Origin of the sequence: Micromonospora sp. CPCC 205558 (genome assembly GCF_036902955.1) — a bacterium.
GTDB lineage: Bacteria > Actinomycetota > Actinomycetes > Mycobacteriales > Micromonosporaceae > Micromonospora.
In genome coordinates this window covers 14,459-28,853 of the sequence record NZ_JBAKHR010000021.1, presented here as the reverse complement: position 1 = coordinate 28,853, position 14,395 = coordinate 14,459, and the positions used below count along the sequence as shown (strand labels likewise).

The following is a 14,395-nucleotide window of genomic DNA, read 5'->3' as shown; positions in this document are numbered from 1 at the left end:
CACTCTTGGAGACGTGCATTTTCCACCGGGCATGGTCGCTGTCGCGGCGCTCAGCGGGCTCGTCGCCGCGGTGGCGTCCGTGCTGTTGACCCTCGTCGCCCGGCGGCGGACCCGCCCTCGTCGACCGGCACACGTGCTGCTCGCGGTGGCCGCCGGGGTCGCCCTGCTCAGCCTCCTGACCGGGGTGGTCGCCGCGCTCAGCGCCAACGACCACTGGGCGCACGAGCAGGCTCAGCGCACCGGTTGGGCGACCATGGTGGCGATCGGCACGGCGGTGGCCGGGCTGGCCTTCGCCGCTGGTCTGCTCCGGCTGCCCGGGGTCGCCGCCACCGCGGCGGGAACGGCCCGGCTGGCCCTGGACGGCTTGGTCATGGCGGCGGCGCTGTGGTTCGTCGGTTGGGTGCTCTTCTCCGAGCCAACCCGGTTGCTCGGTGCCGCCACGCCGATGGCCTGCCCGGCGATCCTGTTGGCCACGGTGAGCGCCGCGCTCGGGGCCGGGCTCGTCGTGATCATCGTCTTCCGGGCCGCCACCCCGCGTCGACGGCTCGCCGCGCTGGGTGCCGGCATCAGCGCAGTGACCTGCGGCGGGCTGGGGCTGAGCGCCGGGCTCTGCCAGGCCGGGCCGACCATGGCGCTGACCGGTGCGGTCGTGCTCGCCGCCGGCCTGCTGACCGTGGCGCTCGCGGTGTACCGGGCCGACCGGCCGGGGCAGGTCGACCTGGACCTGGTCGGTCGCGACGGCGAGTACGCCATCGCCCCGATGCTGGCGATGGCCGCCTCGGCGATGTACCACCTTGCCCAGGACGGCCGATTCACCGCGGCCGGCATCGTGGCCGGCAGCGTGGAGGGGTTCGCCCTGGTGGCACGTCAGTACCTCACCCTGCGCGACGTGCGCGGCTACGCGGGCCGCCTGGCCGAGCGGGAGGCGCACTTCCGTGAGCTGGCGCACACCGACCCGCTGACGTCGTTGGCCAACCGGCGCGGGCTGCTCCGGGCGCTGCACCGCAACGCCGCGGACCGCAACCCGTGTGTCCTGCTCGGCCTCGACCTGGACGGGTTCAAGAACGTCAACGACATGCGGGGCCACGACGTGGGCGACGCCGTGCTGGCCGAGGTGGGCCGGCGGCTGCGCGGCAACCTGCGCCCCGGCGACGTGGCCGCCCGGCTGGGTGGCGACGAGTTCGCCGTACTCATGCAGGGCCGGTCGGTCGAGGCGGACCGGGTCGCCGAACGGCTCCTCGGGGTGCTCAACCGGCCGTACGACCAGCCGGAGGGGCCGGTCTTCCTGTCGGTGAGCATCGGGGTGGCCGACTGGGCCGACGAGCCGGACGTGGAGCTGCTGCTGCGCCACGCCGATCTGGCGCTGCGCTACGCCAAGCAGCGTGGCAAGAACCGGATCGAGCGGTACGACGCCGCGTACGACCAGCTGCTGCGCCGGCGTACGACGGTGGAGCACGAGCTGCGCGGAGCCATCGAGCGCGACGAGCTGCGGTTGGCCTTCCAGCCGGTGGCGTCGCTGCCGTCGGTGCGGCCGGTCGGCGCCGAGGCGCTGCTCCGCTGGCACCACCCCGAGCTGGGAAACGTCCGTCCGGACGAGTTCATCCCGCTCGCCGAGGAGTGCGGCATGATCGCTCCGCTCGGCGCCTGGGTGCTGCACCAGGCCTGCTACCAGCTCTCCCGGTGGCTGGCGGACGGGCACGACGTCTGGGTGTCGGTCAACGTCTCCCCACGCGAGCTGCACGCCCCGCAGTACGTGGTCCAGGTCGCCGAGGCGCTGCGCGCCCACCACGTGCCGCCGCAGCGGCTGGTGCTGGAGGTCACCGAGCACGCGGTCGCCACCGACCTGGACGAGCTGATCCGGCGGCTCACCGCGCTGCGGTTGACCGGTGTCCGGATCGCGCTGGACGACTTCGGGGCCGGCTACTCGTCGCTGGGGCAGCTACGCCGGCTGCCGATCGACATCCTCAAGATCGACCACAGTCTGGTCGCCGAGCACGAGCCGGTCCGCCCGGTCGACCAGGACGGCCCGGCGTTCGCGCCGATGGTCGACATCGTCATGCGACTGGGCCACCAGCTGGGGCTTGAGGTGATCGCCGAGGGGGTGACCACCCCGACCGAGTTGGCCGCGGTGGTGGCCGCCGGTTGCCGGTTCGGCCAGGGCGCGCTCTTCGGCTGGGGGGTGCCGGCCGAGCACCTGGAGGCGATGTTGGAGGCGGCCACGTCGCCGGGCGCGCGTCCCACTCCGGTGCCCGCGCCACGTCGCGCTCCGGGCGAGTCCGGGCAGCTCACCCCGGCTGCCGATGGCGCGTCGCAGGTCGACGCGCCGACCTCCGTTAACCAACATGTGGGATCAGTTGACTCATCGCGTGAGATGCGTCAGGCTTAGCCGCATGTCGTCGTACCGGTCGCTGCGAGTACTTACCTGAGCGCACTCTCCCTCACCGAGAGTGCGCTGGCCCCGTGCATCTGCACGAGGGCCGTTTTTATTGCCATCGGAACCTGGCGAAGCGGGCCCCGCCCGCGTCGCATCGCTTGACTAGCCACCAGCCACTCCAGCCGAAGGCCAGAACCGCCATGACGAGACCCACGCCCGAGACCCTCGCCCACACCGCCCGCCGGGCCCGCGCGGCCGCCGACCCGACCCTCGACGTCGACCAGGCCGCCACGCGCACGGCCACCCCGGCCACCCCGGCGGTACGGCCCGCCGCCGCGACCCCGATCTCCGGGGCCGGCTCGCTCGTGCGGTCCCTTGAGGCGCTCGACGTCGACGTCGTCTTCGGTATTCCGGGCGGCGCGATCCTGCCGGCGTACGACCCGCTCTACGACTCGACGGTCCGACACATCCTGGTCCGGCACGAGCAGGGCGCGGGGCACGCGGCGACCGGCTACGCGCAGGCCACCGGCAAGGTCGGCGTCTGCATCGCCACCTCCGGGCCGGGAGCGACGAACCTGGTCACCCCGATCGCCGACGCCTACATGGACTCGGTGGCGATGGTGGCGATCACCGGGCAGGTGGCCCGCCCGTCGATCGGCACCGACGCCTTCCAGGAGGCGGACATCCAGGGCATCACCCTGCCGATCACCAAGCACAACTTCCTCGTGCAGAACGCCGAGGAGATCCCCCGGGTGCTGGCCGAGGCGTTCCACCTGGCCAGCAGCGGGCGACCCGGCCCGGTGCTCGTCGACATCCCCAAGGACGTGCTCCAGGCGCCGACCACCTTCTCCTGGCCGCCGACGCTGGACCTGCCCGGTTACCGGCCCACCCTGCACCCGCACGGCAAGCAGATCCGGGAGGCGGCACGGCTGATGGCCGGCGCCCGACGGCCGGTGCTGTACGTCGGCGGCGGCGTGCTCAAGGCCGGCGCCACCGACGGGCTGCGCCGGCTGGCCGAGCTGACCGGCATCCCGGTCGTCACCACGCTGATGGCGCTCGGTGCGTTCCCCGACTCGCACCAGCAGCACCTGGGAATGCCCGGCATGCACGGCACTGTCGCGGCGGTCTACGGCCTGCAGAAGGCGGATCTGATCGTCGCGCTGGGCGCACGCTTCGACGACCGGGTCACCGGCAAACTGGACTCGTTCGCCCCGGACGCGGCAGTGGTCCACGCGGACATCGACCCAGCGGAGATCGGCAAGAACCGGCACGTGGACGTGCCGATCGTCGGCGACGCCAAGCACGTCATCGACGAGCTGATCGTCGCGGTCACCGCCGAGCGGTCGACGGGGCGCACCGCCGACCTCGGTGACTGGTGGACGCAGCTGAGCGACCTGCGCGACCGTTACCCGCTGGGCTACGACGAGCCGTCCGACGGCACCCTGTCCCCGCAGTACGTGATCAAGCGGCTGGGCGAGATCGTCGGCTCCGACGCGATCTTCGTGGCTGGGGTGGGTCAGCACCAGATGTGGGCGTCGCAGTTCATCTCCTACGAGAAGCCGTACACCTGGTTGAATTCCGGCGGCCTCGGCACGATGGGCTACGCGGTGCCGGCGGCGATGGGCGCCAAGGTCGGCAAGCCGGACACGGTGGTCTGGGCGGTGGACGGTGACGGCTGCTTCCAGATGACCAATCAGGAGTTGGCGACCTGCGCGCTGGAGGGCATCCCGGTCAAGATCGCCGTGATCAACAATGGCAATCTCGGGATGGTCCGACAGTGGCAGACGCTCTTCTACAACGAGCGTTACTCCAACACCGAGCTCGGCACCCACAAGCACCGCATCCCGGACTTCGTCAAGCTCGCCGAGGCACTGGGGTGCGTCGGGCTGCGGTGCGAGAACGCGGCTGACGTGGACAAGACCATCGCCGCCGCCATGGAGATCAACGATGCGCCCGTGGTGATCGACTTTGTGGTTGGCAAGGACGCGATGGTCTGGCCGATGGTCGCCGCCGGCACCAGCAACGACGAGATCATGTTCGCCCGTGGCGTCCGCCCGGTCTTCGACGAGGACGACATCTAGTCATGAACGAATGCACCGAGCGCAGCGAGGGCCGTGAGGGCATGACGAAGGAGACGCAGTGACCATGCACACCCTGTCCGTGCTCGTGGAGAACAAGCCCGGCGTGCTCGCCCGCGTCTCCGGCCTGTTCTCCCGGCGCGGGTTCAACATCGACAGCCTCGCCGTCGGCGAGACCGAGAACCCGGACGTCTCCCGGATCACCATCGTGGTCAACGCCGAGTCGTCCCCGTTGGAGCAGGTCACCAAGCAGCTCAACAAGCTGGTCAACGTGCTCAAGATCGTCGAGCTGGATCCGCAGGTGTCGGTTGCCCGGGAGTTGCTGCTGGTGAAGGTCCGCGCCGACCGCGCCGCGAGATCCCAGGTGCTGGAGACCGTCAACCTGTTCCGCGCCCGGGTGGTCGACGTCGCACCGGACACGCTCACCATCGAGGCCACCGGCACCCCCGACAAGCTCGACGCGCTCCTGCGCGACCTCGAGGCCTTCGGCATCAAGGAGATGGTCCAGTCGGGGCTGGTGGCCATCGGGCGCGGCTCGCGCTCGATCACCGCCGGACCCGCGCTACGGGCTGCCTGACCGCCACCGGTCGGCCCCGGCGGGCCGTCCGGCGAATTCATCCGCACAGACCACGACGGGCCGTCCCGGCCGTCGTACGAAAGGGAAGTTCTCATGAGCGTTGAGGTGTACTACGACGACAACGCCGACCTCGGCCTGATCCAGGCCAGGAAGGTCGCGGTGATCGGCTACGGCAGCCAGGGTCACGCCCACGCGCTGTCGCTGCGCGACTCGGGCGTCGACGTGGTGATCGGTCTGCCGGAGGGATCGAAGAGCCGGCCCAAGGCCGAGGAGCAGGGCCTGCGGGTGCTCACGCCGGCCCAGGCCGCCGCCGAGGCCGACGTGATCATGGTGCTCGCGCCGGACACCGCCCAGCGCAAGCTCTACACCGAGTCGATCGAGCCGAACCTCGCGGCGGGCAAGGCGCTCTTCTTCGGCCACGGCTTCAACATCCGGTACGGCCTGATCAAGCCGCCGGCCGAGGTGGACGTGGCGATGGTCGCGCCCAAGGGCCCCGGCCACCTGGTCCGCCGCCAGTACAGCGACGGCAAGGGCGTGCCCTGTCTCGTCGCCGTCGAGCAGGACGCCAGCGGCAACGCGCTCGCGCTCGCGCTCGCGTACGCCAAGGGGATCGGCGGCACCCGGGCCGGCGCGATCAAGACCACCTTCACCGAGGAGACCGAGACGGACCTCTTCGGTGAGCAGGCGGTGCTCTGCGGCGGCGCCTCGGCGCTGGTGCAGACCGGCTTCGAGGTGCTCACCGAGGCCGGCTACGCCCCGGAGGTCGCCTACTTCGAGTGCCTGCACGAGCTGAAGCTGATCGTCGACCTCATGTACGAGGGCGGCATCGCGAAGATGCGCTACAGCATCTCCGACACCGCCGAGTACGGCGACCTCTCCCGTGGCTCGCGCATCATCGACTCCCGGGTCAAGGACGAGATGCGCAAGATCCTGGGTGAGATCCAGTCCGGCGAGTTCGCCCGCGAGTGGGTCGCCGAGGACGAGGCCGGCCGGCCGAACTTCACCAAGTGGCAGGCCGAGGGTGCGGCGCACCCGATCGAGGAGACCGGCAAGAAGCTGCGCGGCATGATGAGCTGGGTCGACCGCCCGATCACCGAAACCGCCTGACCGTCCGGCTCGGCCGAACGCCCCTTCACCGACGGCCCCGGGTCGCGCTCTCCCCAGCGCAACCCGGGGCCGTCAACAGTGCCCCCACCCTCACCCCCGTCGATCTTGCACTTCCGCATGTCGATTTGTCGGGCGGTGCCCCTTAGGTCGCGACAGGAAGTGCAAGATCGCGGGGAGGGGCGCGTTTCTGTGCGGTGAACGGCTGATGGCCGGGCTGTGAGGGCACTCACCCCGAAGACCGGAACACGTCGAGCAGCACGGCCCCTACGATCGCCTGTAGGTGCAGCAGCCGGCACCTGACGGCCACGGCACGGATCAGCGCAGGGCGCAGTGCGGCGCCCGGCCGCCCGGGCCGATCGCAAACACGACCTCTACGAGGACCGATGAATCCTGTCGTACTGATCGCCGAAGAACTCGCCCCCGCCGCCATCGAGGTGCTCGCCCACGACTTCGACGTCCGTCACGTCGACGGCACCGACCGTCCGGCCCTGCTCTCGGCGCTCTCCGAGGCGGACGCCGTCATCGTGCGCAGCGCGACCCAGATCGACGCCGAGGCGGTCGCCGCCGCGCCGCGACTCAAGGTGGTCGCCCGGGCGGGCGTCGGGCTGGACAACGTCGAGGTGCCGGCCGCCACCGCGCGGGGCGTCATGGTCGTCAACGCGCCCACCTCCAACATCGTCTCCGCCGCCGAGCAGGCCGTCGCGCTGCTGCTCGCCGTCGCCCGCAACACCGCGAGCGCCAGCTCCGCGTTGAAGGCGGGGGAGTGGAAGCGGTCGAAGTACACCGGCGTCGAGGTGCAGGGCAAGACCGTCGGCGTGGTCGGGCTCGGTCGGATCGGGGTGCTCTTCGCGCAGCGCATCGCCGCGTTCGGCACCCGGCTGATCGCGTACGACCCGTACATCCAGCCGGCCCGTGCGGCGCAGCTCGGCGTTCGCCTGGTGGGGTTGGAAGAGCTGCTGCGGGAGAGCGACTTCATCTCCATCCACCTGCCGAAGACGCCGGAGACGGTGGGTCTGATCGGCGAGAAGGAGCTGGCGATCGTCAAGCCCGGCGTGCGCATCGTCAACGCCGCCCGTGGTGGGCTGGTCGACGAGCAGGCGCTCGCGGACGCGATCGCCGAGGGCCGGGTCGCCGGCGCCGGTGTCGACGTGTACAGCAAGGAGCCGTGCACCTCGTCGCCGCTGTTCGCCTTCGACAACGTGGTGGCCACCCCGCACCTGGGCGCCTCCACCCACGAGGCGCAGGACAAGGCCGGTCTCGCCGTGGCCAGGAGCGTCAAGCTGGCGTTGCAGGGCGAGTTCGTCCCGGACGCGGTCAACGTGCAGGCCGGCGGCGTGGTCGCCGAGGATGTCCGGCCGCTGCTGCCGCTGGCGGAGAAGCTCGGCCGCGCGTTCACCGCGGTCGCCGGTGGGATCGCCGCCAGCGTCACGGTCGAGGTTCGCGGTGAGATCGTCAGCCACGACGTGTCGGTGCTCAAGCTCGCCGCCACCAAGGGCCTGTTCAGCTCCGTGGTCGAGGATCAGGTCACCTACGTCAACGCGCCGCACCTGGCCGCCGAGCGGGGCGTCGAGGTCACCCTGGCGACCCTGGCCGAGACGGCCGAGCAGCCGACCCTGGTCACGGTGCGCGGCGCGCTGCCCGACGGCCGGACGGTCAGTGTCTCCGGCACGGTCACCCACACCGGCGCCCGGGACGTGCTGAAGCTGACCGAGGTGGACGGCTTCGACGTGGAGATCGGCGCGGAGGGCATCCTGCTCTTCCTGCGCTACGCGGACCGACCCGGCGTGGTCGGCACGGTCGGTACCCTGCTCGGCGAGTCGGGCATCAACATCGCCGCCATGCAGGTGGCTCGTCGGGAGGCGGGCGGCGAGACGCTGATGACGCTCACCGTCGACCAGGCGCTCGGCGCCGACCTGCTCACCTCGGCCGCCGAGTCCATCGGGGCCACGGCGGCCAGCGCCGCCGACCTGCGCGACGAGTAGTAGGCGACAAGCACCGTGGGGGGCCTGGCGATTCGCCGGGCCCCTCGTCATTTCCCCGTTCGTGCCGCCGGTCGGGTCAGCCGGGCATTCGCGCGGGGGGCGGGTAGACCGAGCCGTCCTGCGGGTCGAAGAGCATCAACCCGTGCTCGCCGGCCAGCCGCTCGATGTCCAGTAGCACCTGGTCCGCGCAGGTCGGGTGCAGGTTCAACTCGACGTGGTCGTGGGCCGCGTGCAGCGGCGCCACCGCCCACGGGCTGTTCGGGCCGGGGTGACGGTCCGGATAGGAGGCGGTGATCGCCCGGTAGAAGCTGACCACCCGAGGGTCGGGATAGCGGTCCACGTGCCGCCCCTGCCGGCAACCGTCGACCGCTGTCCGCACGTCCTCGGGCGTCGCCCCGTCCTCCAGGGCCCACACGCTCAGATCGAAACTCACGGCGGATAGCGTGCCATCCGCCGTTCACCATGTCGAAACTGCCTCGCCGCCGGTCAACCGTCGATTGCCACGGTGTCCGGTCACGACGGTCCGGAGTGGAGACTCTTGCGTCGAGTTGCGCCGATTCGCTAGCGTACGCACTGCGGTCACTGGCCGAGTTCGAGGCGCCGGCCCGTCTTCGGGTGGCGCGGTCGACGTCCGGCCCGACCGGTCCGCACCCCTCGGTTGTGCGAGCCACGCGCACTCGTCGCTGACCGGCCCCCACGGTCGTTGCCGAGACTGTGGGGGCCGATCGCGTGCCCGACCAGCTCAGCGACGGTGGGCGAAGAGCGCGCGATAGTCGGAGTTGCCGCGGAACCACGCCAGTCCGGTGGGGCCGGCGGCGTAGAGCGCGGTGGCGTAGGCGTCGGCGACAGTCAGGTCGGGGCCCACGACGGTGGCGGCCACGAGGTGGTCGGCCGGCTCGCCGGTGTGCGGGTCCACCACGTGCCCCTGCCGCCCGGTAACCCCGGAGGTGCCGATGGCGCCAGCGGTCATCTCCAGCACCAGTGGCGCGCGCTCGGGTGTGGTCGGGTGGTGCACGGCGACCCGCCAGGGCCCGCCGTGCGGCGCGCGGCCCCGGACGACGAGGTCGGCGCCGGCGAGGACGGCGTAGTCGTGGATGCCGGCGGCACGCAACCGCTCGGCGGCGCGTTCCACCGCCCAACCGCCGAGCAGGCCGCCCGGGTCGAAGCCGCCGGGCACCGCCCAGGCGTCGAACCACCCGTCGGTGGCGGCGCGCATCGCGGCGCAGCGGTCCACCAGATCGGCGAGCGGCGGGTAGGACTCCGGGCTGATCTCGCCGCGGCGTAGCCGGGAGACAAGGCTCTCCGGTCGGTTGGGGCCGTAGGTGAGGTCGATGGCACGCAGTTCGGCGACGCTGTCCCGCAGCGCCTCGCCCACGCCCCGGCGGCCGAGCCACTCGGGGGCGTTGAGCAGCAGGGTGTACTCGGCGGTCGCGGTGCGTACGGTGTGCTGGACCGCGATGCGGCCCTCGGTGGCGCCGGCCGGGTCGATCCGGTGCCGGCGGGTGCCGAGTCGAAGGTCCGGCCGGCGGTTGCGAAACGCGGACGGGTCCGGCCAGCGGGTCCGTGGCTGCTCATCGATGCGCATCGCATCTGCCCCCTCGCACGTGGTGCCGCGTCATCGCGACCCCGTTGGTCAGCGGGCCCCCGCGACCCACTGAGCACCACGGTAGGCAGCGGAGATGATCGCCCCATGAGTCCCAGCTGAGAGGGTGCTGTGCATTCTCCGTCCCAATATTCGGACGTAGCGTACCGGGAGGCGGGACGGCGACGTACCGTTGCCCGGACGAAACCGTTGAGCAGAGGAGTGCGGTCGTGGCGCGGATCGCGGTGGTGGCCGGGGACGGCATCGGGCCCGAGGTGGTCGCGCAGGCCCGCAAGGTCCTCGACGCGGTGCTGCCCGACGTGCAGGCCACCGAGTACGACCTCGGTGCCGCCCGCTGGCACCGTACCGGAGAGGTGCTGCCCGACTCGGTGCTGACCGAGTTGGCCGGGCACGACGCGATCCTGCTCGGAGCGGTCGGTGACCCGACGGTTCCGCCGGGTGTGCTGGAGCGGGGGCTGCTGCTCAAGCTCCGCTTCGCCTTCGACCAGTACGTCAACCTGCGCCCGTCGCGGCTCTGGCCCGGGGTCGCCGGCCCTCTGGGCAACGTGAAGCCGGGCGAGGTCGACCTCGTGGTGGTGCGCGAGGGCACCGAAGGGCTCTATGCCGGCGCCGGTGGTTCCCTGCACCGGGACACCCCGGCCGAGGTCGCCACCGAGGAGAGCCTGAACACCCGGCACGGCGTGGAGCGGGTGATCCGTGACGCGTTCGCCCGCGCCGGCCGCCGGGAGCAGCGCAAGGTCACCCTCGTGCACAAGACCAACGTGCTCACCCACGCCGGGTCGCTCTGGGCCCGCACGTTCGACGCCGTCGCCGCCGAGCACCCGGACGTCGCCACCGAGTACCAGCACGTCGACGCGGCGGCCATGTTCCTGGTCACCCAACCGCAGCGCTACGACGTGGTGGTCACCGACAACCTCTTCGGCGACATCCTCACCGACATCGCCGCGGCCGTCACCGGTGGCATCGGGTTGGCTGCCAGCGGTTGCATCAACCCCGAGGGGGCGTACCCCTCGATGTTCGAGCCGGTGCACGGCTCGGCACCGGACATCGCCGGTCAGGGCATCGCCGACCCGGTGGCCGCGGTGCTCTCCACCGCGTTGCTGCTGGACCAGCTCGGGCACAGCGAGGCCGCCGTCCGGGTCAACGCGGCGGTCGCCGCCGAGCTGGCCAGCCGGGTTCCGGGCGTGACGCTGCGTACCGAAGAGGTCGGCGACCGGCTCGCCGCCCACGTCGTAGCCTGACCGTCCCGGCCCGAGTGGCGACCGGCCCGGCGTCGGTCTGCCCGGGCAGTCCTGTCCAGCCCGACCGGCGCTACCCGCTGAACGACCGTTCGGGGTAGGTTTCTGGCACAGCCATGTCGGTGTGCGGTCCCGCATGCCGTTGTTCCGCAGGGAGGTCAACGCGATGAGCGGTGGTGACAAGCTCGACTTCGAGATCCGTCCGAATGCCGCGCCGGTATCCGCTGCCGATCGGGCCGCCCTGATGGCCAACCCCGGGTTCGGCCGCGTCTTCACCGACCACATGGTCACCGTCCGTTACGCCGACGGCAAGGGCTGGTACGACGCCCGGGTGGAGGCGCGTGGCCCGATCCCGATGGACCCGGCCAGCGCGGTGCTGCACTACGCGCAGGAGATCTTCGAGGGGCTCAAGGCGTACCGCACGGCCGACGGCGGCGTGACGATGTTCCGGCCGGACGCCAACGCGGCTCGCTTCGCCACCTCCGCGCAGCGGATGGCGATGCCGGTGCTGCCGCCGGAGGTGTTCGTCGACTCGCTGCACAAGCTCATCGAAATCGACCGGGAGTGGATCCCCACCGGTGCGGACGGCAGCCTCTACCTGCGGCCGTTCATGTTCGCCAGCGAGGTCTTCCTCGGCGTCCGCCCGGCCAACGAATACCTCTACATGGTGATCGCCTCACCGGTCGGCGCGTACTTCACCGGTGGCGTCAAGCCGGTCACCGTCTGGGTCTCTCCGGACTACACCCGGGCCGCGCCCGGTGGCACCGGTGCGGCCAAGTGCGGCGGCAACTATGCCGCGTCGTTGGCGGCCCAGGCGGAGGCCATCGAGGCCGGCTGCGACCAGGTCGTCTTCCTGGACGCGGTGGAGCGCCGGTACGTCGACGAACTGGGCGGCATGAACGTCTTCTTCGTCTACGACGACGGCACGGTGGTCACGCCACCGTTGACCGGCACGATCCTGCCGGGCATCACCCGCGACGCCGTGATCACGCTGGCCGGCGCCGCCGGGCACCGGGTCGAGGAGCGGCCGATCAGCTTCGCCGACTGGCAGGCCGACGCCGCCAGCGGACGCCTGAAGGAGGTGTTCGCCTGCGGCACCGCCGCGGTGGTCACCCCGATCGGTGGGGTCCGCTTCCCCGACGGCGAGTTCCTGATCGGTGGCGGCGAGCCCGGCCAGGTCACCATGGCCCTGCGGCAGCAGCTGGTCGACATTCAGCGTGGCGATGCAGCCGACCCGTACGGCTGGGTGCAGCGGGTCTTCTGACCCTCGTCGCTGTGCCGGCCCGTCCACCTGGACTGGGCCGGCACGGTCGGCGCCGCGCGACGCCGGCCTACGCCTCGGCGGGCTCGTCGAGCAGGTGGTCGCGCAGCGCGGCGAGCTGCTCGTCGGTCACTCCGGCGTGGCGTAGGTACGCCTCGACCGAGCCGTGCCCCGCACGCAGCTCGTCCAGGAAGATCTGCATCGCCTCGGCGGGTGAGGCCAGGAACGGCGCCGGCACGTCCACGCCGCCCGGGGTGACGGAGGTCAGCCAGGCGCTGTACCGGGCGGACGCCTCGCTGCTCAACGCGTAGTCCTCGGTGATGTCAGCGTCGTCGACGCCGAGCGCGGCGAGGGTCAACGCGCAGACGATGCCGGTGCGGTCCTTGCCGGCGACGCAGTGCACCACCACCGGGGCGTTGGCGGAATCGGCGATCAGCCCGACCGCCTCGGCCAGCCCGGCGGTGCCGGTCTGCGCCAGGTCGGCGTACCGGTCCGCGAGGTATCGGGCCAGGCTCGCGCCTTCCTCGTGCGGCGTACCCGTCCAGTCGGCGTGCTCCGGGTGGATGTTCTGGTAGGTCAGCCCCTGGTACGCCGGCACCCGGCCATCCCGCTCCACCTCGGTGGGGCGGCGCAGGTCGATGACGGTGCGGATCCCGATCGCGGCGAACGCGTCCTGGTCGGATTCGGTGAGGCGGTGCAGCGAGTCGGAGCGGTAGAGCCGGCCTCGGCGCACGGATCGGCCGTCGTGGCCGAGACAGCCACCGACGTCGCGGAAGTTGAAGGTGGCGGGGAGCGAGAGCTGGGGGTTGTCCTCGGTGGCATCCACGTTCACACGGTAACGGCCGGTGGGATCGTGCCCCACCGGCCGTCGGGCCGAACACCTCACCGTGCGGTGCCGGGCGGGAGCGCGCCGTACGTCTCGTCGTAGTAGCCACCCAGCTGATCGCGGTAGGTCGGGTCGCTGTGGCTGGTCTCGTCGTACTCCGGGGCGGCCTTGATCTGGTCCCGGGTCCGGTCGACGGAGACGGTGCGCTGGTCGTGGTCGACCTGGTTGACGGTGCCGGCCGGCAGCATCACCTTCTTGCCGAAGATCCAGGGCCCGGTGTCCACGACCAGGTAGCTGCTGCCCACCTCGTGACTGGCGCTGTCGATTTTGCCGACGCCACCGTCGCTGGCCTCGACCTTGTAGCCGACCAGGTCGGCGTCGGCCACGCCGGCCTGGTCGCGATAGCGCCAGGGGTCGAAGGTGCCGGCCGGCGCGCCGCCGGGCACCGCGCCCTGGTCGCCGCCGCGCAGCGGATCCGGCCCGGCGTGGGTGGCGTGCGGATCGATCCTGTCCATGCCGATCACTCCTGACTGTCACCGATCAACTCAATGTCTGCGCAGGAGCTACCCGGCCGTCGGGGGCCGGAAACGGCGTACGTGTTCAGGCCAGTGCGGCCTCGGCGTCCAGGGTGACCGCCGCGGCGTGCACCACGGCGGAGATCCGCAGTGCGTCGTGCACCTGTTCGGCTGTGAAACCTCGGCCGCGCAGCGTCTTCTCGTGCGACTCCAGGCACACGTCGCAGCCGTTGATTGCCGACACGGCGAGGCACCAGAGCTTGAAGTCGCCCTTGTCCACCCCCGGCCTCGCGATGATCTGCATCCGCAGTCGGGCCGGCATCGAGGCGTACCGCTCGTCGCCGATGTGGTGCTTGGCCCGGTAGTAGATGTTGGTCATCGCCATGATCGCGGCGGCGCCCTTGGCCGCCTCGACACCTTCCGGGCCGAGGTGCCCGAGCGCGTCGGCCGCGATCTCCCGCAACACCACCGGGTTACGGGCGGCCACGGCAGAGGCCAGCGCGGTGCCCCAGGCCTGCGCCGGGGTCAACGTCGAGGTGCCGAGGGCGGAGCCCACATTGAGGGAGATGTCCTTGGCGTACGCCGGCAGGGCTGCCGTGATCGCGTCCAGGCCCATGATCAGCCGCCAGCGATCTCCGTCGGGCCGATGACGGTGACGTCGCTCGGCCCGACGGAGACCACACGCCACTTGCCCTCGTGGGACGCGTGGTTGATCGTCTTGGACGCGTTGGTGGCGCCCAGCGATGCGCAGGCGGTGAGTCTGTGCTCAGGTAAGCGGTCACTGACGGTGAGCACAGGTCCTCCTTGCAAATGGCACGTGGCCATCATTGGATC

13 protein-coding genes are annotated in these 14,395 nt (G+C 71.4%); 7 read left to right on the top strand and 6 right to left on the bottom strand.

All coding sequences use genetic code 11. The features are described from left to right. Positions 1 to 31 precede the first annotated feature (31 nt). The 5 genes from V6U86_RS22830 to serA all read left to right on the top strand — a co-directional run bounded on the left by V6U86_RS22830 (position 32) and on the right by serA (position 8,118). Complete coding sequence (locus tag V6U86_RS22830; RefSeq protein ID WP_442934995.1) at positions 32 to 2,386, top strand: putative bifunctional diguanylate cyclase/phosphodiesterase; 2,355 nt, start codon at positions 32 to 34, stop codon at positions 2,384 to 2,386. 188 nt (positions 2,387 to 2,574) lie between these two features. Next, positions 2,575 to 4,455 (top strand): acetolactate synthase large subunit, encoded by a 1,881-nt coding sequence (locus V6U86_RS22825; protein ID WP_334506229.1) that lies wholly within the window; start codon positions 2,575 to 2,577, stop codon positions 4,453 to 4,455. A gap of 58 nt (positions 4,456 to 4,513) precedes the next feature. Next, on the top strand, positions 4,514 to 5,029 hold the full coding sequence (ilvN, locus tag V6U86_RS22820) for an acetolactate synthase small subunit (protein WP_088991111.1): 516 nt from the start codon (positions 4,514 to 4,516) through the stop codon (positions 5,027 to 5,029). A gap of 93 nt (positions 5,030 to 5,122) precedes the next feature. Next, positions 5,123 to 6,136: a ketol-acid reductoisomerase gene (gene ilvC / locus V6U86_RS22815; protein ID WP_334506226.1), complete on the top strand. Its 1,014-nt coding sequence runs from the start codon at positions 5,123 to 5,125 to the stop codon at positions 6,134 to 6,136. 383 nt (positions 6,137 to 6,519) lie between these two features. Then, a complete protein-coding gene (serA, locus tag V6U86_RS22810) occupies positions 6,520 to 8,118 on the top strand; it encodes a phosphoglycerate dehydrogenase (protein ID WP_334506224.1) in 1,599 nt (532 codons plus the stop codon). Positions 8,119 to 8,194: 76 nt separating this feature from the next. Here serA and V6U86_RS22805 read toward each other — a convergent pair whose 3' ends face one another. Together V6U86_RS22805 and V6U86_RS22800 are read right to left on the bottom strand one after the other, a co-directional pair. Then, on the bottom strand, positions 8,195 to 8,551 hold the full coding sequence (locus tag V6U86_RS22805) for a hypothetical protein (RefSeq protein WP_088991107.1): 357 nt from the start codon (positions 8,549 to 8,551) through the stop codon (positions 8,195 to 8,197). Positions 8,552 to 8,860: 309 nt separating this feature from the next. Beyond that, complete coding sequence (locus V6U86_RS22800; protein ID WP_334506220.1) at positions 8,861 to 9,703, bottom strand: FAD:protein FMN transferase; 843 nt, start codon at positions 9,701 to 9,703, stop codon at positions 8,861 to 8,863. Positions 9,704 to 9,930: 227 nt separating this feature from the next. On the opposite strand from V6U86_RS22800, the gene V6U86_RS22795 reads away from it, so the two are divergent. Then, complete coding sequence (locus V6U86_RS22795) at positions 9,931 to 10,962, top strand: 3-isopropylmalate dehydrogenase (RefSeq protein WP_334506218.1); 1,032 nt, start codon at positions 9,931 to 9,933, stop codon at positions 10,960 to 10,962. Positions 10,963 to 11,125: 163 nt separating this feature from the next. After that, positions 11,126 to 12,223: a branched-chain amino acid aminotransferase gene (locus V6U86_RS22790; RefSeq protein WP_334506216.1), complete on the top strand. Its 1,098-nt coding sequence runs from the start codon at positions 11,126 to 11,128 to the stop codon at positions 12,221 to 12,223. Positions 12,224 to 12,290: 67 nt separating this feature from the next. On the opposite strand, the gene V6U86_RS22785 is transcribed toward V6U86_RS22790, so the two are convergent. From V6U86_RS22785 to V6U86_RS22770, 4 genes are all read right to left on the bottom strand, one after another. Then, entirely contained in the window at positions 12,291 to 13,046 is a 756-nt protein-coding gene (locus V6U86_RS22785) for a tyrosine-protein phosphatase (RefSeq protein WP_334506214.1), read from the bottom strand. Positions 13,047 to 13,102: 56 nt separating this feature from the next. Beyond that, entirely contained in the window at positions 13,103 to 13,561 is a 459-nt protein-coding gene (locus V6U86_RS22780; protein WP_334506213.1) for a PRC-barrel domain containing protein, read from the bottom strand. 85 nt (positions 13,562 to 13,646) lie between these two features. Beyond that, positions 13,647 to 14,177, bottom strand: coding sequence for a carboxymuconolactone decarboxylase family protein (locus V6U86_RS22775; RefSeq protein WP_334506211.1), 531 nt, complete (start codon positions 14,175 to 14,177; stop codon positions 13,647 to 13,649). Positions 14,178 to 14,179: 2 nt separating this feature from the next. After that, positions 14,180 to 14,356: a hypothetical protein gene (locus V6U86_RS22770; protein WP_334506209.1), complete on the bottom strand. Its 177-nt coding sequence runs from the start codon at positions 14,354 to 14,356 to the stop codon at positions 14,180 to 14,182. Between the last annotated feature and the right edge of the window lie 39 nt (positions 14,357 to 14,395).

What these genes read in the sequence shown, in the direction of transcription:
- V6U86_RS22830 (WP_442934995.1), top strand. Translation starts at nt 32, where the DNA reads ATGGTCGCTGTCGCGGCGCTCAGCGGGCTCGTCGCCGCGGTGGCGTCC.
- V6U86_RS22825 (WP_334506229.1), top strand. Translation starts at nt 2,575, where the DNA reads ATGACGAGACCCACGCCCGAGACCCTCGCCCACACCGCCCGCCGGGCC.
- ilvC (WP_334506226.1), top strand. Translation starts at nt 5,123, where the DNA reads ATGAGCGTTGAGGTGTACTACGACGACAACGCCGACCTCGGCCTGATC.
- serA (WP_334506224.1), top strand. Translation starts at nt 6,520, where the DNA reads ATGAATCCTGTCGTACTGATCGCCGAAGAACTCGCCCCCGCCGCCATC.
- V6U86_RS22800 (WP_334506220.1), bottom strand. Translation starts at nt 9,703, where the DNA reads ATGCGCATCGATGAGCAGCCACGGACCCGCTGGCCGGACCCGTCCGCG.
- V6U86_RS22790 (WP_334506216.1), top strand. Translation starts at nt 11,126, where the DNA reads ATGAGCGGTGGTGACAAGCTCGACTTCGAGATCCGTCCGAATGCCGCG.
- V6U86_RS22780 (WP_334506213.1), bottom strand. Translation starts at nt 13,561, where the DNA reads ATGGACAGGATCGATCCGCACGCCACCCACGCCGGGCCGGATCCGCTG.
- V6U86_RS22775 (WP_334506211.1), bottom strand. Translation starts at nt 14,177, where the DNA reads ATGGGCCTGGACGCGATCACGGCAGCCCTGCCGGCGTACGCCAAGGAC.